The sequence below is a fragment of the Oribacterium sp. oral taxon 078 str. F0262 genome (assembly GCF_000160135.1).
In the GTDB taxonomy this organism is placed as follows: domain Bacteria; phylum Bacillota; class Clostridia; order Lachnospirales; family Lachnospiraceae; genus Oribacterium.
In genome coordinates this window covers 306,290-328,920 of the sequence record NZ_GG729933.1, presented here as the reverse complement: position 1 = coordinate 328,920, position 22,631 = coordinate 306,290, and the positions used below count along the sequence as shown (strand labels likewise).

Genomic DNA, 22,631 nt, shown 5'->3' with positions numbered 1-22,631 from the left:
GGGAGGAGAGATCGAGAGAGGAGGTCTTATGAAAAAGAAAAGAGAACACTTCCACGCCGCCCTCCTTATCCTGCTGCTCTTTGCGGGGCTTTTTCTCCGGCTCGGGAGCGAGGGAATCGCTTTCGCCGCGGGGGGAAGCTGGCCTTCGCCCCCGGCGGATATCCAGTCCAACGGAGCGATCCTGATCGACTCCGATTCCAACGCGGTGCTCTACGCCAAAAATGAGCACGAGCATTACTTCCCCGCCTCCATCACAAAGGTGCTCACCGCCGTCGTGGTCCTGGAGCATGTGAAAAATCTCGATGAGAAGCTGACCTTTTCCAGCTCCGCGACAAGCGGAAATCTGGAGGCAAATTCCACCGTCATCGGAGCGGTGCCGGGGGATAAGCTGAGCGTGCGGGACTGTCTCTACAGCCTGCTCCTGCACTCCGCAAATGACTGTGCCAATGCGCTCGCGGAGCATGTGGCGGGCTCCAATGAGGCCTTCGCCGAGCTGATGAATCAAAAGGCCGCGGAACTCGGCTGCACGGACTCCCACTTCATGAACCCCTCCGGCCTGGACAACCCGGAGCACTATACCAGCTGCGCGGACATGGCAAAGATTTTGCAGTATGCCATCAAGAATCCGACCTTCCGGCAGATCGACAGCACACAGGTCTATACGCATGCGCCGATCAGCAAGTATCCGGATATCGGCGCAAAGGAAAATACCATCTACGCCCACCACCACATGATGCGGCGGGCCTACCGGGACTTCTATAACGGAGTCTTCGCCGGTAAAACGGGATATACCATGACGGCGGGAAATACGCTTGTGACGGCATGCAAAAGAAATAATATGACCCTGATCTGCGTCATCCTGAACGGCCACCACAGCCAGTATTCCGACACCAGGAAGCTCTTCGACTTTGCCTACGACAATTTCAGCTCCATCCCCATCTCAAAGAGCGACTCCCCCTACGCCTCTTTGCAGAACAATCTCAAGGTGGACGGGATTCCTCTTGTGAATGCTCTGGAGCTCTCCATCGGCGAGTCCGACCACATAACGCTCCCAAAGGATGTGGAGTTCCAGGAGCTCAACTCCTCGCTCAGCTATGAGCTCTCCGAACGGGAAAAGTCCGACGGCTCCATCGCGAGAGTGGATTACCGCTTTCAGGATCACACAGTGGGCATCGCCTATGTAAAGCTTCTGGACCGCTCTATGAATGCGGGAGGAGATGCGGCGGAGGACGCGGTGAATGCCGCGGAGGCCTTCACGGAAAGCATGCCGGGCACAATCCGCTCTGAGCGCTCCGGGGAAGAGGAGTCCACGGTGGCGGGGCAGCTCTCCAGGGGGAACAGAAGGAGCCAGGCTCCCCTCATCTTCGACAAAAAGGGCGGGCGCATCATCGTCCAGAAGCCGATCCTGCGGGTTCTCGCCATCCTTCTCGCGATCGTGCTCATCCTTCTCCTTGCCTTTCTGATCCTCTATCTCTATCAAAGACAGGAGGAGTTCACGAGGAAGCGCCGGAGAAGCCGGATGCTGAAGCATACCCGGGATCTCACGCGGGAGCAGAAGGCCCGCAGGGATCTGATGCTCGGGAAGCGAAGCGGAAGAAATAAAAGAAGATTCTGAGAGCCATCAGCCCTTCATCCGGCCGATCAGCTTCGCGCCGTTTACGCGGAGCCAGTCCCGGCGCTCCCGGTAATCCGGAAGCTCCTCCTCCACGAGAGCCCAGAAATGCGGGGAATGGTTCATCTCCCGGCGATGACAGAGCTCATGGACCACGACGTAATCTAAGACCTCCAGGGGGCAGAGCATGAGAAGGCAGTTAAAGCTCAGATTCCCCGCCGCCGTACAGGAGCCCCAGCGGGTCTGTTGATTCCGTATTCTGATCCTGCCATAGTCCACGCCGATTCTTTCGGCATAGTATCGAACTCTCTCCGGTATGCTCTCCTCCGCCTGATCCGCCAGCCTTCGGAGCTCCTCTGTCCCGATCGGAGGGAGGCTCCGGCGCTGCTCCGCCTCCATCGCCCGCTTCTCCTGATGACTGATGATCCAGTCCGCCCTGCTCCAAAGAAAACGGTGAATCTGCCGCTCTGAAAGCCGAAGCGGGGCCCTGACGAGGATTTCACCGTTCCGGTCGACCTCCACGGAGAGGCTCCTCCGATCACTTCGCTTCAGCTTCGCGTGAAGCTCCGTCCCCGGAATCTCCAAAAGCTTCGCGGACAGAGCCCGGTTTGCGAACATGCAGGGAAGCGCTCTTTTTTCCCTGCCCGGGCCTGCCTCCCCTTCTTTTTTTCCGCTTTTCCGCTTCATCCCTTCCCCCTTCTCTCTATCTCCCGGAAAGGCATATCGGGTATCCTTCTCCCCGAGCTCTCCCAGGATGCGCATCGGCCGTTCCCGGAGGGAATCCGGCCCCGCAAAAAATCCCCTCTGGCAAAAAACCCCGGGGTAATATTTACCCCAGGGTCTCTGCAAATTGCCGATCAATGAATGGATCTCTCCCCGCCGGATGACGGGGCGGATTCCTTAAACCAAATAATCCGAAAACGTATTTTTCATGTACGGCAGCTCCTCAGAAGCTGCTGTCAGCTGTAGGATCTTCCCGACGCCAAGGTACAGGATTCCGAGAATGGACTTCGCATCCACTACCCGGCTTCCCGCGCTCAGATTGATATCGAAAGGAAGTCCTGACGCCTTCTTCACGAAATCATCCGCCCCCGCGGCGCTGGGGATCATTACATTTAATGTGCTCATTTTCGTTCCTCCTGAAGCTTTCTCCGAAAACATAGCCCTCGTTATTCTCCCTATTTCTATCCTCTACTCTATCCCCCATCTTCATTTATCAGGCCTCTCTATGGGGTGGCAGATATATTACCATCTCTTTTCACCGTTTACAATGGGCAAAGCTCACAATCTTCAAGATCTCTCTTCCTATTTAAAGGCTTTTTCTGCTATACTGTAATCGTAAGACCCGAGATTAAAGCCGGAAACGGCCGCGAGGAAAGGGGGATTTCTATGTTTAATTTTGATCGTTTTGAATTCCGCAATGTGAGACCGTCCGAGATCGATGAGACCGCAGAAATCGAGCTCCTCTGTTTTCCGGAAAACGAAGCCTGCAAGAGAGAACATATGGCGGAACGCGTGAAGACCGCCCCGGAAACCTTTCTCATCGCCTATGATCGGATCAATGGGAAAATCGCAGGCTTTCTCACGGGACTCGCCACAGAGGAGGAGAGCTTCCGGGATGAGTATTTCACGGATGCCTCTCTCCACGATCCAAGGGGAAAGACCGTCCTCCTCCTCGGTCTGGATGTCCGCCCCGAGTATCGGCATCACGGCCTTGGCAGCGAGCTCATGCAGCGCTACATCAAAAGAGAGCGGGGAAGGGGCCGCTCTCTTCTGCTTCTGACCTGCCACAGCCAGCTCGTCGGCTTCTATGAGAACCTCGGCTTTGAGGATCTCGGAATCGGAAGCTCCAGCTGGGGAGGCGTGCGCTGGCACGATATGCTCCGAAGGCTCGGAGATTAGGGAAGCGAAAGACTCGGCTTCGCCCGGGTGGCTTCAGCCGCCCCCCCTTCGGGAGGCACTTCTCTTCGAGAAGTGGTCAAGAACGCTCCGAGTCTGCCTGATGGCAGACTTCTACGCTCAGTCTTCTTTCATTTCGCGGATCCTCTGGTTCATCTTCCCGGCGAGCTTCCTGTAATACCAGGCATAGCCGAGCCAGATCAAAAATGCGAGCAGCAGCTCCCCTGCGAGGTAGAGCAGCATCGCCCCGAGCCCTTGTCCCGTCGGAATCCATCCCGCCCAGAGGGCTGCCGCCGTATACACGCTGCAGCCTATCCCCATATGAACGAGGGCCTTGAGCGGAAGCGGCATGTCGCTCCCCTCGTAGATTGCGGACGGCGCTCCGAAGCCGATCCCTATCAGGATCGTGGCGATAAACATCCTGCTGTAGGCGTAGTGTGTCAGCACAAAGTTCCCCTGGGAGGAGCGGTCAATCAAAAAGCCCACCGCCCCGAAGATAAAGCTTGCAATTCCGATTCCCATCGCTGCATTCATAATTCCGCTTTTCCATATACTTTTTTTCATCTTTCTCCTCCTCTCATATCCCAAGGTAATTCCGGAACGCTTTCAGATATTTCCGGGTGACATAATCCCGGCAGCCATTCTTCAGCTTCAGGGAAAGTGTACCGCTAAAGCCCGCCTCCACACTGTCCAGATAGCTCAGATTGACGAGCGTCGTCTTCGATATCTGGAGGAAGCGATTCCCAAGCTGCTGCGCGATCTCGTATAGCCTCTTTCTGGATCGGTAGCGCTGATTCCTCCCATAGAGAAGGGTCTCTCCGCCCTCAATCCGGACCATATACAGCTCCTCCGGCTGCACGATTCGAAGCGTATCTCCCTCCCAGGCTGCGATCACTGTCCCTGCGGCGCCAAGGAGCTCCAGCGCCTTTTGCACCTCCTCCGTCACAGCGGAAGCATAGATCACGGCACAGGCATCCCCGCAGCCCTCTGTAATTTCCACACGCACCTTCATGATTTTCCTCTCCCTCTTTCTATCTTCCCTTCTCCTCCCGCGGCATCCTTTCCTGCCTCTCCTTCTCCCTTTGCTTCCGCTTGTCCCTACTATAGCGCAGGGGACGCATTCCTGTCCCGCATTCTCCGCTAAGATGCAGAAAAAGGCAGCTATGCTGCCTTTTTCCATCGCTGAGGCCGGATTCTCCCCTGCCATTCCCCTACAATATTACGCCGTCCTTAAAGATCGAGATTTCCCGGCAGTCATGCTCCTCGCTCCTGGTCCTTTTCCCGGAGGCCGCCTCCTTTACGAAGTTCCAGAGGCGCTCCGCGGCGCTGTCGATGGATTCCCCGGAGGATGCGACAGTTCCCGCGTTGAAGTCAATCCAATTTTTCTTCCGCTTCGCGAGGCTGTCGTTGCTGGACAGCTTCATCGTCGGCGCCGGGGCGCCGAAGGGGGTCCCCCGTCCCGTCGTAAAGAGAATCAGCTGGCAGCCGGCAGCAGTCAGATTCGTCGCGGATACCAGATCGTTTCCGGGCCCCCAGAGAAGACTGAGGCCCTGTTTTTTCGCGCTCTCCGCGTAGCCGAGCACATCGACGATCGGCGCTCTCCCGCCCTTTTGTACGCAGCCGCAGGATTTATCCTCGAGAGTTGTAATCCCCCCTTCCTTGTTTCCGGGGCTCGGATTCTCATAGACCTGCTCATGATGACTCAGAAAATATTCCTTAAATCCGTTCAGCATATCGGACGCCTTCCGGAAGACCTCCTCGTTTTCACAGCGGGGGAGAAGCATCTCCTCCGCACCGAACATCTCCGGAACCTCGGTGAGCACCGTGCTTCCTCCCTCCGAGATCAGACGATCCGAGAGACGCCCCACCACAGGATTTGCCGTGATGCCGGAGAGGCCGTCGGAGCCCCCGCACTTCATTCCGATGAGCAGCTTGTCGACTCCGAGGGGCTGTCTCTGAAAGCGACCAGCATAGTCCGAAAGCTCCATGAGAAGCTTCCTCCCGTCCTCCAACTCATCCTCCGTATCCTGGCAGATCAGGAAGCGGACTCTCTCCCTGTCATAAGGCCCGAGCTCGGCGAGAAACTGCTCGTGGGTCAGATTCTCACAGCCCAGAGAGAGTACCAGTACGCCCCCCGCGTTGGGATGCCGGACGAGAGACGCGAGGAGCTTCCGCGTCATCCCGTGATCCTCTCCGGTCTGGGAACAGCCGAAGGGATGGGGGAAGGAGTAGAGCCCTTCGATGCTCCCCTGCACGAGATCCTGATTCTCCCGGACGAGCGCCTTCGCGATATCATTTACGCAGCCTACTGTCGGGATGATCCAGAGCTCATTTCTCGTGGCAGCTCTCCCGTCCGATCGGAGATATCCGAGAAAGCTCTCCGTCTCCCTCCTTTTAAGCGCGGGATGGGAAGGACTGTAGCGGTATTCCAGCTCAGCGGAGAGATTTGTGGCCATATTGTGGCTGTGAACCCATTCTCCGGCCGCGATCTCCCGCGTCGCATGGCCGATGCGGCAGCCGTATTTTATAATATCCGATCCCTTCTTCAGGGAATAAAGAGCGAATTTGTGCCCCTGCGGGATATCCTCTCTCAGCCTGACGGAGATCCCATCCACCTTGAGCTCGCTTCCCGCGGGGATCGGCCGGATCGAAACTGCGACATTGTCCTCCGGATTGATATGCACAAACTCTGCCATATTTCTCCTCCTCTTCCAAAATTCCAAAAGCTCTCTCCCCCGGCAGCGGAGCCATGATCGATCTATCGTATCCGCCTCTCGGGAGCGGAAAAGAGATGCCGCGTTCCGTCTGTCATAGACGAATTCCTCCGCCCGGGAAAAAAATTCCCCCGCGGAAAGCCCCGGGACGATCAGCTTATCAATCTCGCGGTCCTTCCTCCCTCAGGCCTCATCCCCTGCGGCAAGGGCAAAGGCCGCCTTCGCGCCGTCCCTCCGGATCCGCCTGAGATTTTCCAGTGTCAGCGGATAAAGCCCCGGGATCTCCTTCAGATCCCTGCCCCAGAAGTCCTCTCTCCCCATTCCGTCAAAGAGAAGGCTCTCCGGGGAGGCATTCCTCTTCTCCCAGAAGAAGTCGAGCACCGCTTTGTCATCCTTTATGCGGTACTCCTCTCCGTCCGGCCTTTCCGCAAGGACGGCGTCTTCCTCCCTCTGCTTAAGCCCATCGGAGTAAAAGGCGAAGTAAAACGCGAGGCTCATCGCGAGACATTTCGGAAGCTTCCCGAATTTCTCATGGTACTCGAGCAGAGAGGGCAGATTCCTCGCCCTCCACTTCGATGTGGAATTCAGGGAGATCGAGAGCAGCTGATGGTCCACAAAGGGATTTCGGAAGCGGTCCTCCACGGCCGAGGCGAAGCGCTCACAGTCCTCCCTCTCCAGGGGCAGGATCGGGATGATCTCCTCCTTGAGCATCTTATTCAGAAAGCCGAGGATCACGGGATCCTGCACGCAGTCTCTCACGATATGAAAGCCCGCAAGATACGCGCCGAGCACAAAGCCCGTGTGCGCCCCGTTCAGGATTCGGACCTTCCGTTTCTTATAGGGGGCAACCTCCGGGACCACATGTACATTGAGACCGGCCCTATGGAAGGGCAGCTTCTCCGCGAGGCTCTCCGGTCCTTCGATATACCAGACGCCGAAGACCTCCCCGACATCCGCGAGCGGATCGCTGTAGCCGTTCTCCCGGTCCAGTCTCTGCCGCTCCTCCTCGCTCCGGATCCTCCCCGGCACAATCCTGTCGACAAGGGTAGAGCAGAAGAGGTTCTCCTTCTCCAGCCAGCTTCCGAAATCCGCCCCGAGCTTCCACTCTTCGCCATGACGCTCCACGAGCTTCTTCAGCTCCCTTCCGTTATCATCGATCAGCTCGCAGGAGAGGATGACAAGTCCCTCCCGCCCCGCCCGGAATCTCTCATAGAGAAATCTCGTGAGCTTCCCCGGGAAGGAGTGCGGCGGCCTGTCCTCAAAGCGGGTATCGGGATCGTATACGATGCCGGCCTCCGTCGTATTGCTCACGACATACTGAAGCTCCGGAGATTTTGCAAGCTCCAGAAACTCCCGAAAGCCCTCTTCCGTATAGGGGTTCAGGCAGTTTTTTACCGCGGAGATCACGCGCCTTTTATCCACCCTCTCCCCCCTCTCCATGCCCCGGAGATAGAGAGTATAGAGCCCCTCCTGCTGATTCACGAGCTCCGTAAGTCCCTGGGCGATCGGCTGCAGCATCGTGATCTTTCCCTGCCATCCCGCCCTCTCATTCGCCATATCGAACCAGTAATCCGAAAAGGCGCGGAGAAAATTCCCCTCCCCGAACTGCAGGACCTTTACCGGAGCATCCCGAAGGATATACCCCTGATATCCGCTTTTCCTCAAAACCTCATAATTTAATTTCTCCATGGAAATCCCGCTCCCTTTCCCTCTCTCCTCGCCGCCGTCCGCTGCTTGATCCGCGCTAAGCGGACATCCCGCTGTCTCGCGGAAAAGCGGCCGGCAGCATGCAAAGCCTCTGCTCTCAGCGCTGTTTTCTGGTATTTTTGGTATTTCTGGTATTTTTGGTATTTTTGGTATTTTTGGTATTTTTGGTATTTCTGCTGTTTCTCCTGTTTCTGGTATTCCAGCTATTATCGCCTCTGCCCGCTGTTCTTCTGCTCGTGTAAGCGCTTACATTTTATGCAATAATAATACCCTCCGAAGAGGGCAAAGTCAATAGGCTTCCGGAAAGAGGAGATGGAAGACAAGCAGAGGCTCAGTCCGGGGATCGGAGAAAACGTTTGATCTCCAGCTCCGGCATGAGCTCCTCCGTGATGATGGTGAGCATCTCCTCCAGCTTTTCCAGCTCCTCCGGGGCGAACCTCTCCCGGCAGCGCCGCTCTACGATCTTCGCATAGCTGCTGCTCAGCTCATAATACTCCCAAAATCTCCTCGTGGGGCGGAGATGATACTCCCTCCGGTCGCTCTCGGAGCGGACCTTCTCGATATAGCCCTTCTGTATAAGGGCGTTCACCTTATAGGCCGCATTCGGAGCGGAGATCCCCATCATCCCGGCAAACTCCTGTACGGTGGGCTCCCCCAGAGCACGGATGCACTCCATGCTGTAGGATTCCACGGTCGTAAGCGTCGCCTCCCGCTTCTCGAAGCGGGAGAAAACCTGCATATAAAAATAGATTCGAAACTTGTTGTAAAGCTCCACGATGACATCGCTGAATTTCATGACTTCTATCTGCTCTCCGCCGCAATTTACCTTATCATTCCCCTCTGACCCCGCCGCCCCCTTCGCATCCCGAAGCATCAGCCTATCATAAAAGTGAGCTCCGCGGAGACCGCGGTTTTCCCGTCGATCCTCGCCTCTGCCTTTCCGATCCCGACCGGACCGTGCATGCGGCAAAGCTCACAGCGAAGCTCGAGCACATCGCCGGGGCGGATCTTTTGGCGAAATCTCGCATTCCTGATCCCGCCGAAAAAGGCGAGCTTCCCTTTGTTCTCCGGCATGCTGAGAAGCGCCACTGCACCGGTCTGCGCGAGCGCTTCGATGGCAAGGACCCCCGGCATCACCGGATAAGCCGGAAAATGTCCCTGGAAAAAGCTCTCATTTCCGCTGACACATTTCCGCGCCAACGCAAAGCCCCCCGGCTCATAGTCGAGTACTCTGTCGATCAGGAGAAAGGGATAGCGGTGCGGCAGGATTTTCTGTATACCGTCGATATCGAGCTCCCGAGGCTTCCTCTCTGCCTCCATGCTCTCTGATTCCATCTTTTCCGGATCTCTCATCTTCCTCTCCTCTCTCCCTATGCTTTTTTGAAGATCAGGCAGGCGTTATGTCCGCCAAAGCCGAGCGAATTCGAGAGCACATACTGAAGCTCCCCGCTTCGTCCCTTATTCGGAACATAGTCCAGATCGCAGTCCGGATCCGGCACAAGGAGGTTCTTCGTCTGGGGGATATAGGCATCCTCCAGAGCCTTTACGGAGAAGATCGCTTCCACAGCCCCCGCGCCGCCGAGCAGATGCCCGGTCATGGACTTTGTGCTGGAGACCGGAATTCGATGGGCAAGCTCTCCGAAGACAGTCTTAATCGCCGCTGTCTCCCCGAGATCATTCAGGTGTGTGGAGGTGCCGTGCGCATTGATATAGCTGATCTCTTCGGGCCGAATCCCCGCATCTCTCAGCGCGAGTCTCATGCACTCCGCGCCGCCCTCCCCGTTCGGGGCCGGGGAAGTGATATGATAGGCATCGCAGTTCGCCCCATACCCGACGATCTCCGCATGAATCCTCGCTCCCCTTTTTATGGCGTGCTCTCTCTCCTCGAGCACAAGGATGCCGGCGCCCTCCCCCATGACGAAGCCGCCCCGCTCCTTATCGAAGGGAATGCTGGCCCGCGCGGGGTCCGATGCCGTGGAGAGCGCCTTCATGCTGGAGAAGCCGCCGATGCCGAGCTCCGAGATCGAGGCCTCTGTGCCTCCGGTCAGCATCGCATCCTCATAGCCGTCCCGGATCCGATGGAAGGCATCGCCGATCGCATTGGAGCCGCCGGCGCAGGCCGTCACCGGGCAGCTGCACATACCTCGGAGCTCATAGCGGATCGCGATCTGCGCCGCCGCCATATTGGAGATGGCCATCGGGATGAAGAAGGGATTTACCCTTTCAAAGCCCCGCTTTTCTCCCTTGCTGTGCTCCTCCTCGATGGTTTTGAGTCCTCCGATACCGGAGGAGACGATCGCCCCGATGCGGGTCGGATCGATGGCAGCGCGCAGTCCGCTCTCCTGCATCGCCTGCTCAGCGGCGATCAGCGCGAACTGGGTAAAGCGCGCCATATGCTTTAATTCGCGCTTGTCCAGGATCTCCTCCGGATGGAAATCCTTGACCTCCGCCGCAAGCTTTACCGAAAAGCCTTCCGTATCAAAGCAGCTGATGGGGGCGATCCCGCATTTTCCATCCCGGATCGCATCCCAGCTCTCCTTCACCGTATTTCCCGTCGGATTCACTGTGCCAAGCCCGGTGATGACCACCCTTCTTTTTTCCATCTTTTTCTCCTTCCTGCTTCTTCCTGTAGTTCCTGCCCGCGGCGGGAGCCTTTAAAAACGGACCTGCTCTTTCTCTTGGCTCTTTTTCTGTCCTTAGCACTGTGCCAACTCGCTCCGGCGTTTTTCCTTCGGAGCATCACTGTCCTTCCCTCCGGGTCCTGTTCGGTCCTGTAGGCCTCACAGGATCCCGCTTCGCGGGACACAGTGCATCGCCCTATGGCTTTCCGATTCTGTCGGACCCGCTCTTTCTCTTGGCTCTTTTTCTGTCCTTAGCACTGTGCCAATTCGCTCCGGCGTTTTTCCTTCGAGGCGGAACGCTCCTTCTCCCCGGGTCCTGTTCGGTCCTGTAGACCTCACAGGATCCCGCTTCGCGGGACACAGTGCATTTCTCTATGGACATTCAGCTTTGTCGGACCTGCTCTTTCTCTTGGCTCTTTTTCTGTCCTTAGCACTGTGCCAATTCGCTCCGGCGTTTTTCCTTCGAGGCGGAACGCTCCTTCTCCCCGGGTCCTGTTCGGTCCTGTAGACCTCACAGGATCCCGCTTCGCGGGACACAGTGCATTTCTCTATGGACATTCAGCTTTGTCGGACCTGCTCTTTCTCTTGGCTCTTTTTCTGTCCTTAGCACTGTGCCAATTCGCTCCGGCGTTTTTCCTTCGAGGCGGAACGCTCCTTCTCCCCGGGTCCTGTTCGGTCCTGTAGACCTCACAGGATCCCGCTTCGCGGGACACAGTGCATTTCTCTATGGACATTCAGCTTTGTCGGACCTGCTCTTTCTCTTGGCTCTTTTTCTGTCCTTAGCACTGTGCCAATTCGCTCCGGCGTTTTTCTGAAAGAAAAACGCCTACGCTCTCATTCCACCGTCGATCAGGAGTACCTGGCCGGTGATGTAGGAGCTTTCGTCGGAGGCGAGGAAGCTGACGGCGTTTGCGATGTCTTCCGGTTTTCCGAAGCGTCCGAGGGGGATTTCCGAGAGCATGCTTTCTTTGATCTTTTCCGGCAGTGTCTCGGTCATGCGGGTTTCAATAAAGCCGGGGGCCACGGCGTTGACTGTGATATTTCTCCCGGCGTATTCCCTCGCCAGGGTCTTCGTGATGCCGATGATCCCCGCCTTGGACGCGGCATAGTTGACCTGTCCGATATTTCCATGGAGGCCGACGACACTGGAGATATTTATGATCCGGCCGCTTCTTTTCTTCAGCATGTATTTCCCGGCATATTTAGAGAGGAGGAAGACGCCCCGGAGATTGATGCGAAGGACGCTGTCGAAGTCCTCTGCGCTCATCCGAAGAAGGAGATTATCTCTTGTGATTCCGGCATTGTTTACGAGGACATCGATCGCCCCGAAGCGTTCGACCGCCGCATCGACCATCTCCCTGACCGCCTCTTCCTCCGAGACATCCGCCCGAAAGAGCAGGACCTCTGCCTCCGGCGCGGCCTCATGGATCAGGCGCTCCGTCTCCTTCGCCCCCTCCTCATTTCCCGCATAGTTTATCAGCAGATTTCTCCCCGCCCTCGCCTCGCGGACCGCGATCGCTCTCCCGATCCCGGAGCTCGCACCGCTCACAAGACTGAGCTTTCGCCTCTCTTCTCTTTTCTCCATCTTCTCCTTATCCCCTCATCCTTTCTCTCAGCGCTTCGATCTCCTCCGCGGTCTCCAGCGAAGTAATCTCGATCTCCTCGATCTCCATGGCCTTTGCGGTCTTTTTCACAAAGCCGGAGAGGGTCCTCCCCGGGCCGATCTCATAGAAGCTCCGGACTCCCCTTCCGAGGAGCTCCCGGAGAATGCTCTCCATTCGGACCGGCTTTTGCACCTGCTCGATGAGAAGCTCCGGTATCTCCGGATCGCCTTCCCTCCTCTCTCTTCCAAGAAAATTGTAGAGGACCGTGCATTCCGGCGTCTTAAAATGGATCTTTTTGAAATATTCGGAGAGCGCATCCCCCGCGCTCTTCATAAGAGCGGTGTGAAAGGGGCCGGAGACCTTGAGAGGGATTACTCTCTTTGCCCCGAGCTCCAGGGCGATCCGTCCCGCCTCCTCCACGGCCTCGCTCTCTCCGCCGATCACAAGCTGCCCCGGGCAGTTATAATTGCAGATCGAGACCAGTCCCTTTTCGGAGGCCCTTTCGCAGGCCTCCGAAAGCTTCTCCTCCGAGAGGCCGAGGACCGCGCTCATCCCGCAGGCGATGCCCTGCGAGGCCCTCTGCATCGCATCCCCCCGAAAGGCCGCAAGCTGAACCGCGGTCCTTGCGTCAATGGATCCCGCATAGCTGAGAGCGGAATATTCCCCGAGGGAGAGGCCTGCCGCGTAATCCGCGCGAAAACCCATGCCGCGGAGGATCGCCGTCACGCCGCAGGCGAAGGCGACGAGGGCCGGCTGCGTATACTTCGTCTCATGAATGAGTCCCTCCGGGTCCTCAAAGGAGAGGCGGCGAAGGTCGAATGGCAGCTCTATGCCCTCATAGACCTCCCGAAATTCCGGATAGCTCTCATAGAGGTCCTTTCCCATCCCCGCGTGCTGACTGCCCTGCCCGGCGTATAAAAATGCGATGCTCATCTCTCTCCTCCTCTATTCCGCCGCCTGATAGCGCGCTCTCACTCAGATCCCCCGGCAGATTTCCGCCAGGATCTCTGCCACCGGCCGGATCTCCTTCAGCTGTCCGCAGCTCTGTCCCGCCATGAGCGATCCGTTCTTCGTATCGCCCTCGAAGACCGCCCTTCGGAGAGAGCCGAGCGTGAATTTCTCGAGCTCCATCCTGTCCTCTCCGGCCTTCTCCCTCTTCACATACTCGCGGCTCATCTGGTTCTTGAGAACCCGCACCGGTGTCCCTCCGATTCTCCCGGTCACGATGGTATCAGAGCCCTGCGCCTTCAAAACCGCTTCCTTATAGTTTTCATGAATCGGACATTCCTCCGCCGCAAGAAGCGCGGTGCCGATCTGAGCCCCGCAGGCCCCAAGCGTGAGAACGGCCTGCATCTGCCGATGATCCGCGATGCCGCCCGCCGCTATGACCGGGATATCCACCGCATCGACCGTCTGCGGGATCAGAGTCATCGTCGTCATCTCTCCGATGTGCCCTCCGCTCTCACAGCCCTCCGCAATGACCGCGTCCGCCCCGATCCGCTCCAGATGCTTTGCGAGGATCGGAGCCGCCACGACCGGAATCACCAGGATTCCGGCGGCCTTGAATCTCTCCATATAGGCTCCCGGATTTCCCGCGCCGGTCGTGACCACCGGGACCTTCTCCTCGCAGACGATATCCACCATCTTCTCCGTCTCCGGATTCATGAGCATCAGATTGACGCCGAAGGGCTTCTTTGTCCTCTCTCTCAGAATATGGATCTGCCTCCTGAGCTCCTCCGCGCTCCGGATTCCGCCGGAGCCGATCAGCCCCAGTGCCCCTGCCTCAGAACAGACCGCCGCGAATTCCCCGCTTGCGATATTGGCCATGCCGCCCTGAATGATGGGATAGCGAATCCCGAGTATCTCATTTAAGCGTTTCTTTTCCATATTCCTTTTCTATTTCCTTTCTGTTCCCGTCTCCTCTTTTGGATCCTTCGGCAGCGGAGGTTCATAGCAAAGGATCGCCGAAGCCCAGGTGAGCCCTCCCCCAAAGCCCACGAGGATGAGCTCCTCCCCTCTTTGAAGCAGGCCTCTCTCTCTCATGTCATCCAGCGCGAGCGGAATCGAGGCCCCGCTGGTATTCCCGTAGTGCTCCATATCCTCGAAGAACTTTCCGGGATCTGCCTTCATATGGCGGACGACATTTCGTATGATGCGGCTGTTGGCCTGATGGCAGACCACATGGGAGATCTCCTCCAGCGTCCTCCCGCTCTTTTTCAGGATCTCCTCGATGCAGCGGGGCACGATATCGATCGCAAAGAGGAAGACCGATTTCCCGTCCATCAGCATGTGATCTACCTTCTGATGCTTCCCCGCGGTGACTCCGCTCCCAAGCACGCTTTCATCCTCCGTCCCGTCGGAATAAAAGCCATCGAAGGCCCCCGTATAGGTCCCCGGCGCGAGGATCGACGCATCCCCCCGGGAGCCAAGGAAGCTCTCATAGACCGAGGCCGCGCTCCGCTCGAGGACCGCGGCCCCCGCACCATCCCCGAAGAGGATGGAGGTCGTCCGGTCGGAGAGATCTAAGAGACGGGAGAGCTGCTCCGTCCCGATCAGGAGCGCATAGCGGCCTTCGTTTCCGAGAAGCAGTCCCCTTGCGACCTCGAGTCCATAGACAAAGCCGCTGCAGGCGGCATTGAGATCCAGGGCCGGGATCGTCTCCGGGCATCCCAGCTCCCGCGCCACAAGACAGGCGAGGCTCGGTGTCGCAAAATCCGCGGACATCGTCGCCACCACGACAGCGCCGAGCTCCGAGGAATCGATGCCGGATCTTCCGAGGGCCTCCCGCGCCGCCCGGACGGCGAGTGTCATCGCGCTCTCCTCCTTTTTGCAGAAATACCGGTCGTGGATGCCGGTCCTCGGAAAAATCCACTCATCACTCGTGTCCGCATAATGCGAGAGCTCATCATTTGAGACGAGCCGCCCCGGCAGTGCGGAGCCGAGCGCTATTATCTTCAGTCCGTCCATTCCGTCCTCTTCTGTCCCCTCTCCTCTGTCTTCTGTCTCCGCGTCAGATCGCCCTGTACTTCTCAAATCTTTGCTCCCGGATCTCCGAGGGACTCATCCCCCGGAAGGAAGAGAGTGCCTCGGAGATCGCTCTGTCCATGCTCCGGTAGAGCTGCTCCGGGTCGCGCTGCGCCCCTCCGACGGGCTCTGGGATGACGCTGTCCGCGACCCCGGCCCGGAGGAGATCCTCCGCCGTGAGCTTCATCACCTTCGCGGCCTCCCCTGAGAGGGAGGCATCCTTCCAGAGAATCGTCGCAAAGCCCTCCGGGCTCAGAACGGAGTAGACCGCATTTTCCAGCATGAGGATCTTGTTCGAGACGCCGATCCCGAGAGCCCCTCCCGAATTCCCCTCCCCCGTGACGAGGGAAAGGATGGGGACATGGAAGGCGCTCATGACCGCGAGATTCTTCGCGATCGCCTCCCCCTGCCCGTGCGCTTCCGCCTCCAGCCCGGGATAGGCACCCGGTGTATCAATGAAGCTTAGGATCGGGCGCCCGAACTTCTCCGCCTGGCGCATGATGCGAAGCGCCTTCCGGTAGCCCTCCGGCCGGGGCATGCCGAAATTGCACTCCATGTTCTCCTGGACCGTCCTCCCCTTCCGCGTGCCGAGCACCGTCACGGGCTGCCCGTGGAAACGGGCGATTCCGCCATAGACCGCCCGGTCCTCGTCAAAGAGATGGTCTCCTCTTTGCTCAAAAAAATCCGTAAAAAGCGCCGCGATGAAGTCCTCGACATGGGGGCGCTTCGGATGCCTCGCGAGGAAGACCCGATCCCCGGGCTCAAGCCTCTTCAGCTTCTGAAGAAGCTCCTCCCTCGAGGCTCCGAGTCTCTGCATCTCCTCCCCGCTCTCTCCTTCCTTCCGCTCCGAGAGGGCCCCGAGCTCCCGCTCCGTCCGCTCCAGCTCGCTGAGAATATCCTTTATCATCATGCCTTCTCACCCCCCTGCGCTCCCTCCGCTCTGTGGAGCTCTAAGAGCCGGAGCAGAATCTCCCTCATCTCCCTCCGCTCCACGATCCTGTCTAAAAAGCCATGCTCCAGCAGGTATTCGCTCCGCTGAAAGCCCTTTGGGAGCTTCGCATTGATGGTCTGCTCTATGACCCTCGGCCCCGCAAAGCCGATCAGGGCGCCCGGCTCCGCGAGCGTGATGTCCCCCAGCGTCGCGAAGCTCGCCGTCACTCCTCCGGTCGTGGGGTGCGTCAGGAAGCTGATGTAGAAGCCGCCGTGCTCCGAGAAGCGCTCGATCGCGGCGGAGGTCTTCGCCATCTGCATGAGACTGTAGATCCCCTCCTGCATCCTCGCTCCGCCGCTCGCGGAGAAAATGATGAGCGGCTGCCCCTTTTGGTCCGCGTGTTCTACTGCCCGGGTCACCTTCTCCCCGACGGCGCGGGACATGGAGCCCATGAAAAAGCGGCTGTCCAGAACGACCGCGGTCAGATCGATGCCGCCGATCTTCCCATAGCAGGAGACGACGGCCTCCTTCAGACCGGTCTTCTTCTCCTGTGCCGCGATCTTCTCCTCATAGTCCGGAAAATCCAGCGGATCTCCCGCGCAAAGATCCTTGTCCAGCTCATGAAAGCTCCCGGGATCGAGGATGAGCTTCAGCCGGTAATAGGCGCCGATCGGGCTGTAGGAGCCGCAGATCGGACAGATATAAAAGTTCTCCTCCCAGCGGCTTCTCAGAGATCTCCTGCTGCATTTTCTGCAGCTGATAAAGCCCGCCGGAATCTTCACCGACTGAGACGCGCTGATCGTGTCCTTATACGCGCGGTTTCTGAGCTCCCGGTCCTTGACCAGCTCATATAGGGAAGTAATGGGTGATTTCATATTGCCTCCTGAGAAGCGGACCAACCCGCAAGATTCAGGAATGGGCGCCGCAAAGCGCGCGCCCATTCCTTCGCTTCCTCCGAAACTTATGCCTTCGCCTTCTGGAGATAGTCGTATACATCCTGTACGGTGTGGAGCTTTCCGATCTCTCCATCCGGGATGGAGACTCCAAGCTCATCCTCCAGCGCCATATGAAGCTCTACCAGGGAGAGGGAGTCGATCTCCAGATCCTTGATCAGATCCGCCTCCGGCTTCACCTTATCCTCATCACAGGCCAGCGTATCCACGATGATTTCCTTTAATCTCTCAAAGTCCATATTCTTCTCCTTCGGGCCGATTCCCGGCCCGCCTGATTAAGTGAAGACTCTCCCTTTCGGAATATCACTTAAAATTTTTTAAATAAATTTTTCGAAGCAAATCATATCACATCCTGCGCGGCTGTCAAGCATTATATCGGAATCTCCTCCTCTCTTTCCCGCAGTTTTTATCAGGCCGGAGCATGATTCCGCCGCCCGGGACAAAGCCTCCCGCATCGGAGGCCGGCCATAAGATGGGCGCCGGCCTCATTCCGCGGCATCCGTTGTATCACGCTTGATTAAAACGGGAGTTATCACCGTATGGATCGGCTTCCTGCTGCCGGATCGTTTTCCTCTTTTTTGTTCGCTGATCTGCTCCACAAGCATCTCTACAGCGGTTTTTGCAATCTTATCAATTTGCTGTCCGACCGTACTGGTTGGAATGACGGCTTCCTCCGAGATCGGAGAATTATCGAATCCGATAATGCGGTAGTCCTCCGGCAAAAAACCATGTAAGCGAATCAATCGGTTTAAAAATATATTGGCATAGGTGTCATTAGCGAGAAAGATTCCCTTCCGTTTTCCCTCATATTTCTCGTTCAGATAAACTGCAATTTTCCAAAGAGCCTCCCGATTGGCCGCGTAACTGTCTCCCAGATCCCTCAGAATCAATTCATGGGGAAGACCATGCTCGATGCAGGCATCGAGGAAGCCCTGAATACGCCCGTGGGCGGGAACCGCCTCAGGGACATCGACATTGATATGGATCAAAATATCGCAGTGGCATTTCCCGAGTAAGCTGGCGGCCTGCACGCCCCCCATATAATTATCGGTATTGACGCTGCTCGTATATTCATCCTCGCGCTCGATCGTCACGATGGGAATGCCGTAAGAAGCCAATTCCCCGGAGGAAATCGTGTGGCTCAGCACGATCATTCCCTCAATATTGTAAGCCAGCAGCTCCTGAATGCACCTCCGCTCGATCGCCTCATTGGAATTCCCCGCAAAGACTAAAAATTTATAGCCAAATCTCTCGTAGGAGGAAAGGATCTGGTTTAATATTTCAGAGTAATAATGCAGATACAAATTCGGAACGATAACGCCGATAAATTCACTCCTTCCGTTTGCCAGTATTTTAGCGACCTTATTCTGTCTGTAATTCAGGTCTATCAATGCCTGTGCTATGATTTCCTGGTTTTTTGAAGTCAGGGAATCCGGATTGTTAAAATAGCGGGAAATCGTGGTTTTGGAAAAATTGGTATACTGCGCGATATCATCAAAGGTGACTTTTTTGCAATTCATAATGGAATGCTCCTCCGTTTTCGTTCTTACCCTCCCAAAGCAAAAATCCCGCGTGGTCCCGCCGCCCCGCATTTCCCGCCGTGCCGCGGTCGATTTGCATCTTTTGCAAATTATCTCAGACAGCAGCTCGAAAGGCGGACCGGGAAAATGAGAGCGGACGGAGCGGCCGATAGGAAGAGGCCGGGCGATATCCCGGTCCGCGGGCAGCGGACGGCGGGTTTTTGAAGCCGGAGCCATTATAACAAAGCCCCGACAGCTCCGCAAGAAATGCCAGGCGCCGCCGTGTTTTTCCCTATGCATTCTCCACAAAAAAGCTTCCACGATCTTATAGAGAATCACGAAAAGAAAAATCGACTTGACATCTCCATACCGCAAAAGATAAGATAAAAAAAATCATAAAGTAACCGGTTACTTTATCGTCCGTGATCTTGAAGCAAAAGGAAAGCATACCAAGAGGAGGGATTACTGAAATGGAGGCAAAAGCAAGCTCAGGCAGCAGAAAACGAAGCACGGGGCAAAAGCTTCTCTATGTCAAAAGAAATTGGCAGCTCTATATCTTCTTCCTGATGCCGGCATTACTCTTGACCGCTGTCTTCAAATATCTGCCCATGGGCGGGATTCTGATGGCATTTGAAGACTACAATGTACGTCTTGGACTTCTGGGAAGCGAGTGGGTGGGGCTGGATTATTTCAGGAGGTTTTTATCTTCCCCGGATTTTATTTCCTATCTCTTAAACACCCTGAAGCTGAGTCTCTATGGTCTCTTATGGGGATTTCCCGTCCCCATTATCCTGGCGCTTTTGTTAAATCAGATACGAAGTGTCGGCATTAAGAAAAAAATTCAGCTCCTGATTTATGCGCCCAATTTCATTTCGGTCATTGTTTTATGCGGAATGATCAGGATGTTCCTGTCTCCTATCGGGCCGCTGAATCAGGTCCTGGGAACAGAGACAAACTGGATGACCATGCCGGGGGCATTCAGAACCATTTATATCGCCAGCGGCATATGGCAGGGTGCGGGATGGGCGTCCATTATGTACACGGCGGCCCTGTCGAATGTAAGTAAAGAGCTGGAGGAAGCGGCGACGATAGATGGCGCAAATATTTTGGAGCAGGTATGGTATGTGCAGCTTCCCGCCATAAAGAATATCATTGTGATTCAATTCATCCTGTCTGCCGGCAATATCATGAGTGTGGGCTTTGAAAAGGCGTATGCGCTGCAAACGGGCATGAATCTCCCGACATCGGAAATCATCTCCACCTATGTATACAAGATCGGTCTCTTAAATGGAGATTATGGATATTCCACGGCAGTGGGCATTTTTAATTCTCTTATCAACGTGATCTTGCTGCTTTTTGTCAACGGAATTGTGTCAAAGCTGAATGACGGGGAAGGCTTATAGAAGAAGGACAGGAGAAAAGAGATGAGAATGCAGAAAATCGGTGTAAAGAGAAGTTTGTCGGACAGAGTGATCCTATTTGTCGGCTTCAGCCTCCTGGCGCTGTTCACAGTGTCCATCCTTGTTCCTCTCGCCTATGTTGTAATCGCATCCTTCATGGATCCGAATGTACTGAACAACCAGGGGATCAGCTTCCGTTTAAAGGACTGGTCCTTGGAGGCCTACAGAAGAGTATTCGCGGATGCCATGATATGGAGAGGATTCGCAAACTCCTTCTTTTACTCTGTGACGGCGACCGCGATATCGGTATTCGTCACGCTTCTTGCGGCTTATCCGATGTCAAAAAAAGATCTGGTCGGGAGAAGGTTCTTCAATGCCCTCTTCCTGATCACGATGTTCTTCGGAGGCGGTCTGATTCCCACCTTTATCTTGATGAACCGGCTTCGCCTGGTAAATACGATTTGGGCGCTTCTCCTGCCGGGGGCCTTCAATGTTTGGAATATGATCCTGGCAAGAACCTATTATCAGTCAATTTCCAAGGAATTATGGGAAGCAGCACAGATTGACGGGGCAACCGAGATCCAATACTTTTTAAAAATATTGATTCCTCTGTGCAAACCGATTATCGCGGTTCTCGCGCTGTGGGGATTTGTGGGGATGTGGAACAGTTATTTCGATGCCATGATTTACTTAAATGATGCAAAGTTGCAGCCGCTGCAGCTGGTACTTCGTTCCATCCTGGTGCAGAACACTCCGCAGTCGGGCATGATCGCGGATATTCAGAGCACGGCGGAAATGGCCAAGATGGCCGAGCTGCTGAAATATTCCACCATTGTTGTCTCCAGTATTCCGCTCCTTGTCATGTATCCCTTCTTTCAAAAATACTTTGATAAGGGCATTATGGCAGGTTCCATCAAGGGCTGAAAAAACGACCGGAAGGAGAAGGCAAATGAAAAACAAGGCAAAAATATGGGTCTGCATGCTGCTGGCGCTTAGCTGCCTGTCCTCTGCCGCCTGCGGCAAAACCGCGGTGGGGCAGGCCGACAGCGACCCTCAGACCCCCGTCGAGGAAGTGACTCTCCCCCTGAAAAAGACGGAAGAGCTGTCCTTTATCACCAATGCACCGGCCAGAACGGAGCAGGATCCCAATAAGAAGACGATATTTATCAGATTGGAGGAGCAGACAAACGTACATATTGATTGGACCTGCTATGTCTCTGATCAATTCAGCGATAAGAAAAATCTTGCTCTTGCGCAGTTCGGCGCCCTGCCGGACGGTCTCTTCGTCGCGGGGATGAGCGACTACGATCTGCTTCGATATGCAAAGCAGGGGATTATTATTCCCCTGGAGAAGCTTATTGATAAGTATATGCCCCATTTGCAGTCCGTCTTCGAGAAGTACCCGGAATACCGGGTAATGTGCACCGCACCGGACGGTCATATTTATTCCTTCCCATGGATTGAACAGCTTGGATCTGGAAAGGAGGCCATTCAGGCCATCGGCAATATCCCTTATATCAATAAGAAATGGATGGATTATCTCGGACTTGAAATGCCCAAAACGACAGCTGAGCTGGAGGCCGTGCTGATCGCCTTCCGCGATCATGCCGGGGAGCTGGAGAAGAAATTTGACATTACGGGCGATGTGGTACCGATGTCCTTTATCATCAATAACGGAGATCAGGATCCGTCGATTTTAATCAATGGCTTCGGAGAGGGCTACGGAGATACCGCGGATCACTTTGCGGTCAGCGATGATGGAAAGGTCCTCTATACTTCCGTGCAGGAGGGCTATAAGGAGGGAATCCTCTGGCTGCATCATTTGGAGGAGGAAAATCTGATCGATCCGGAGGCCTTCACGCAGGATTGGTCCACTTACGTGGCAAAGGGGAAAAATCACAGATATGGACTCTGCTTTTCCTGGGACATTGCGAACATCGATAACTATGATGATTATGTAATGCTCCCGGCTCTCGCGGGACCGGACGGGCTTGTGAATATTACAAGGCAAAACGGAAGCGAAACCAGCGGATTTGACAGAGGGCGCTGTGTGCTGACCTCAAATTGCAGAAATACAGCCCTGGCGGCCTCATGGATCGATCAGATGTATATTCCGATTCAGTCGGCACAGAATAACTGGGGAACCTATGGTGAAAAAAACAAGGCCAATATTTTTGAGATGAGCAGGAATGCCATGGGAGAGCCCATGCTCAAACACATGGATCTCGGAGATCAGTCCCCCGTGGAAATCCGCGAAAATCAATCGGTCAATGGACCTCTTGCGATCCTGAACGATTACTATAATGTGTATGTAACGGAGCCCGACGACGCCAAGTGGCGCCTGGACAATATGCATGAAACCTATCTTTCCGCCATGAACAGCAAATATGTATTCCCGAATGTATTTATGAGCATGGAGGATACCAATAGAGTCTCACAGCTTGACATTGATATCAAAAAATATGCCGAGCAGATGAAAGCAAGCTGGATTTTGAACGGAGGAATCGAAAAGGAGTGGAATGACTATCTTCAGAAGATGAACGATTACGGACTGCCGGAGTATCTGGAAATCAAGCAGAAGTACTTTGATGCCTATCTGCGCTCTGTACCGGGTAGATGATCCGCGGCCCCCGCATCCGTGAGAGC

At 55.7% G+C, this 22,631-nt stretch carries 22 protein-coding genes; 5 read left to right on the top strand and 17 right to left on the bottom strand.

Going from position 1 to position 22,631, the window contains the following annotated elements; genetic code table 11:
- Positions 1–28 precede the first annotated feature (28 nt).
- Entirely contained in the window at positions 29–1,615 is a 1,587-nt protein-coding gene (locus GCWU000341_RS01470) for a D-alanyl-D-alanine carboxypeptidase family protein (RefSeq protein WP_009213903.1), read from the top strand.
- 6 nt (positions 1,616–1,621) lie between these two features.
- Here GCWU000341_RS01470 and GCWU000341_RS01465 read toward each other — a convergent pair whose 3' ends face one another.
- Both GCWU000341_RS01465 and GCWU000341_RS01460 read right to left on the bottom strand, forming a co-directional pair.
- A complete protein-coding gene (locus tag GCWU000341_RS01465) occupies positions 1,622–2,473 on the bottom strand; it encodes a M48 family metallopeptidase (RefSeq protein WP_242651591.1) in 852 nt (283 codons plus the stop codon).
- A 39-nt stretch (positions 2,474–2,512) separates the two neighbouring features.
- Positions 2,513–2,740, bottom strand: coding sequence for an HPr family phosphocarrier protein (locus GCWU000341_RS01460; RefSeq protein ID WP_036599440.1), 228 nt, complete (start codon positions 2,738–2,740; stop codon positions 2,513–2,515).
- A 261-nt stretch (positions 2,741–3,001) separates the two neighbouring features.
- Here GCWU000341_RS01460 and GCWU000341_RS01455 point away from each other — a divergent pair, with 261 nt between their 5' ends.
- Entirely contained in the window at positions 3,002–3,514 is a 513-nt protein-coding gene (locus tag GCWU000341_RS01455) for a GNAT family N-acetyltransferase (RefSeq protein WP_040652879.1), read from the top strand.
- Between the two features lie 117 nt (positions 3,515–3,631).
- On the opposite strand, the gene GCWU000341_RS01450 is transcribed toward GCWU000341_RS01455, so the two are convergent.
- The 15 genes from GCWU000341_RS01450 to GCWU000341_RS01380 all read right to left on the bottom strand — a co-directional run bounded on the left by GCWU000341_RS01450 (position 3,632) and on the right by GCWU000341_RS01380 (position 18,585).
- Positions 3,632–4,075, bottom strand: a complete 444-nt coding sequence (locus GCWU000341_RS01450) for a DUF3021 domain-containing protein (protein WP_009213899.1) — start codon at positions 4,073–4,075, stop codon at positions 3,632–3,634.
- Positions 4,076–4,088: 13 nt separating this feature from the next.
- Positions 4,089–4,523: a LytTR family DNA-binding domain-containing protein gene (locus GCWU000341_RS01445; RefSeq protein WP_040653204.1), complete on the bottom strand. Its 435-nt coding sequence runs from the start codon at positions 4,521–4,523 to the stop codon at positions 4,089–4,091.
- A 199-nt stretch (positions 4,524–4,722) separates the two neighbouring features.
- Entirely contained in the window at positions 4,723–6,207 is a 1,485-nt protein-coding gene (locus GCWU000341_RS01440; protein ID WP_009213897.1) for a UxaA family hydrolase, read from the bottom strand.
- Between the two features lie 201 nt (positions 6,208–6,408).
- On the bottom strand, positions 6,409–7,914 hold the full coding sequence (locus GCWU000341_RS01435) for a tagaturonate reductase (protein WP_009213896.1): 1,506 nt from the start codon (positions 7,912–7,914) through the stop codon (positions 6,409–6,411).
- A gap of 349 nt (positions 7,915–8,263) precedes the next feature.
- Entirely contained in the window at positions 8,264–8,806 is a 543-nt protein-coding gene (locus GCWU000341_RS01430) for a MarR family winged helix-turn-helix transcriptional regulator (protein ID WP_009213894.1), read from the bottom strand.
- Positions 8,806–9,252: a 3-hydroxyacyl-ACP dehydratase FabZ gene (fabZ, locus tag GCWU000341_RS01425; RefSeq protein WP_040653200.1), complete on the bottom strand. Its 447-nt coding sequence runs from the start codon at positions 9,250–9,252 to the stop codon at positions 8,806–8,808. The genes GCWU000341_RS01430 and fabZ overlap by 1 nt, the downstream gene beginning before the upstream one ends.
- A gap of 50 nt (positions 9,253–9,302) precedes the next feature.
- The gene (gene fabF, locus GCWU000341_RS01420; RefSeq protein ID WP_009213892.1) at positions 9,303–10,535 is read right to left on the bottom strand and encodes a beta-ketoacyl-ACP synthase II; all 1,233 of its coding nucleotides are present in this window, start codon (positions 10,533–10,535) and stop codon (positions 9,303–9,305) included.
- A gap of 844 nt (positions 10,536–11,379) precedes the next feature.
- A complete protein-coding gene (fabG, locus tag GCWU000341_RS01415) occupies positions 11,380–12,138 on the bottom strand; it encodes a 3-oxoacyl-[acyl-carrier-protein] reductase (RefSeq protein ID WP_009213888.1) in 759 nt (252 codons plus the stop codon).
- A 7-nt stretch (positions 12,139–12,145) separates the two neighbouring features.
- The gene (locus GCWU000341_RS01410) at positions 12,146–13,090 is read right to left on the bottom strand and encodes an ACP S-malonyltransferase (protein WP_009213887.1); all 945 of its coding nucleotides are present in this window, start codon (positions 13,088–13,090) and stop codon (positions 12,146–12,148) included.
- A gap of 42 nt (positions 13,091–13,132) precedes the next feature.
- Positions 13,133–14,044, bottom strand: coding sequence for a nitronate monooxygenase (locus GCWU000341_RS01405; protein ID WP_009213886.1), 912 nt, complete (start codon positions 14,042–14,044; stop codon positions 13,133–13,135).
- Positions 14,045–14,053: 9 nt separating this feature from the next.
- On the bottom strand, positions 14,054–15,190 hold the full coding sequence (locus GCWU000341_RS01400) for a 3-oxoacyl-ACP synthase III family protein (RefSeq protein WP_330360365.1): 1,137 nt from the start codon (positions 15,188–15,190) through the stop codon (positions 14,054–14,056).
- The gene (locus GCWU000341_RS01395) at positions 15,168–16,091 is read right to left on the bottom strand and encodes an acetyl-CoA carboxylase carboxyltransferase subunit alpha (RefSeq protein WP_009213884.1); all 924 of its coding nucleotides are present in this window, start codon (positions 16,089–16,091) and stop codon (positions 15,168–15,170) included. The genes GCWU000341_RS01400 and GCWU000341_RS01395 overlap by 23 nt, the downstream gene beginning before the upstream one ends.
- On the bottom strand, positions 16,088–16,987 hold the full coding sequence (gene accD / locus GCWU000341_RS01390; RefSeq protein ID WP_040652873.1) for an acetyl-CoA carboxylase, carboxyltransferase subunit beta: 900 nt from the start codon (positions 16,985–16,987) through the stop codon (positions 16,088–16,090). Before accD ends, GCWU000341_RS01395 begins: the two co-directional genes overlap by 4 nt.
- 86 nt (positions 16,988–17,073) lie before the next feature.
- Entirely contained in the window at positions 17,074–17,304 is a 231-nt protein-coding gene (gene acpP, locus GCWU000341_RS01385; protein WP_009213882.1) for an acyl carrier protein, read from the bottom strand.
- Between the two features lie 246 nt (positions 17,305–17,550).
- Positions 17,551–18,585 carry a LacI family DNA-binding transcriptional regulator gene (locus GCWU000341_RS01380; protein ID WP_040653187.1) on the bottom strand — a complete coding sequence of 345 codons (1,035 nt, stop codon included), beginning with the start codon at positions 18,583–18,585 and terminating at the stop codon, positions 17,551–17,553.
- Between the two features lie 470 nt (positions 18,586–19,055).
- On the opposite strand from GCWU000341_RS01380, the gene GCWU000341_RS01375 reads away from it, so the two are divergent.
- Genes GCWU000341_RS01375 through GCWU000341_RS01365 form a run of 3 tightly spaced genes read left to right on the top strand, consistent with a single transcriptional unit; the run spans position 19,056 to position 22,605 of the window.
- Positions 19,056–19,988, top strand: coding sequence for an ABC transporter permease (locus GCWU000341_RS01375; protein ID WP_040652870.1), 933 nt, complete (start codon positions 19,056–19,058; stop codon positions 19,986–19,988).
- Positions 19,989–20,015: 27 nt separating this feature from the next.
- On the top strand, positions 20,016–20,909 hold the full coding sequence (locus GCWU000341_RS01370) for a carbohydrate ABC transporter permease (protein WP_040653184.1): 894 nt from the start codon (positions 20,016–20,018) through the stop codon (positions 20,907–20,909).
- 25 nt (positions 20,910–20,934) lie between these two features.
- Positions 20,935–22,605, top strand: a complete 1,671-nt coding sequence (locus tag GCWU000341_RS01365) for an ABC transporter substrate-binding protein (protein ID WP_009213877.1) — start codon at positions 20,935–20,937, stop codon at positions 22,603–22,605.
- Positions 22,606–22,631 lie beyond the last annotated feature (26 nt).

Coding starts and splice junctions, on each gene's coding strand:
- fabZ (WP_040653200.1), bottom strand. CDS start 9,252: ATGGAGGCAGAGAGGAAGCCTCGGGAGCTCGATATCGACGGTATACAG.
- GCWU000341_RS01460 (WP_036599440.1), bottom strand. CDS start 2,740: ATGAGCACATTAAATGTAATGATCCCCAGCGCCGCGGGGGCGGATGAT.
- GCWU000341_RS01450 (WP_009213899.1), bottom strand. CDS start 4,075: ATGAAAAAAAGTATATGGAAAAGCGGAATTATGAATGCAGCGATGGGA.
- GCWU000341_RS01410 (WP_009213887.1), bottom strand. CDS start 13,090: ATGAGCATCGCATTTTTATACGCCGGGCAGGGCAGTCAGCACGCGGGG.
- GCWU000341_RS01435 (WP_009213896.1), bottom strand. CDS start 7,914: ATGGAGAAATTAAATTATGAGGTTTTGAGGAAAAGCGGATATCAGGGG.
- accD (WP_040652873.1), bottom strand. CDS start 16,987: ATGAAATCACCCATTACTTCCCTATATGAGCTGGTCAAGGACCGGGAG.
- GCWU000341_RS01445 (WP_040653204.1), bottom strand. CDS start 4,523: ATGAAGGTGCGTGTGGAAATTACAGAGGGCTGCGGGGATGCCTGTGCC.
- GCWU000341_RS01440 (WP_009213897.1), bottom strand. CDS start 6,207: ATGGCAGAGTTTGTGCATATCAATCCGGAGGACAATGTCGCAGTTTCG.
- fabG (WP_009213888.1), bottom strand. CDS start 12,138: ATGGAGAAAAGAGAAGAGAGGCGAAAGCTCAGTCTTGTGAGCGGTGCG.
- GCWU000341_RS01375 (WP_040652870.1), top strand. CDS start 19,056: ATGGAGGCAAAAGCAAGCTCAGGCAGCAGAAAACGAAGCACGGGGCAA.
- GCWU000341_RS01455 (WP_040652879.1), top strand. CDS start 3,002: ATGTTTAATTTTGATCGTTTTGAATTCCGCAATGTGAGACCGTCCGAG.
- GCWU000341_RS01430 (WP_009213894.1), bottom strand. CDS start 8,806: ATGCTTCGGGATGCGAAGGGGGCGGCGGGGTCAGAGGGGAATGATAAG.
- GCWU000341_RS01405 (WP_009213886.1), bottom strand. CDS start 14,044: ATGGAAAAGAAACGCTTAAATGAGATACTCGGGATTCGCTATCCCATC.
- GCWU000341_RS01395 (WP_009213884.1), bottom strand. CDS start 16,091: ATGATGATAAAGGATATTCTCAGCGAGCTGGAGCGGACGGAGCGGGAG.
- fabF (WP_009213892.1), bottom strand. CDS start 10,535: ATGGAAAAAAGAAGGGTGGTCATCACCGGGCTTGGCACAGTGAATCCG.
- GCWU000341_RS01470 (WP_009213903.1), top strand. CDS start 29: ATGAAAAAGAAAAGAGAACACTTCCACGCCGCCCTCCTTATCCTGCTG.
- GCWU000341_RS01365 (WP_009213877.1), top strand. CDS start 20,935: ATGAAAAACAAGGCAAAAATATGGGTCTGCATGCTGCTGGCGCTTAGC.
- GCWU000341_RS01370 (WP_040653184.1), top strand. CDS start 20,016: ATGCAGAAAATCGGTGTAAAGAGAAGTTTGTCGGACAGAGTGATCCTA.
- acpP (WP_009213882.1), bottom strand. CDS start 17,304: ATGGACTTTGAGAGATTAAAGGAAATCATCGTGGATACGCTGGCCTGT.
- GCWU000341_RS01380 (WP_040653187.1), bottom strand. CDS start 18,585: ATGAATTGCAAAAAAGTCACCTTTGATGATATCGCGCAGTATACCAAT.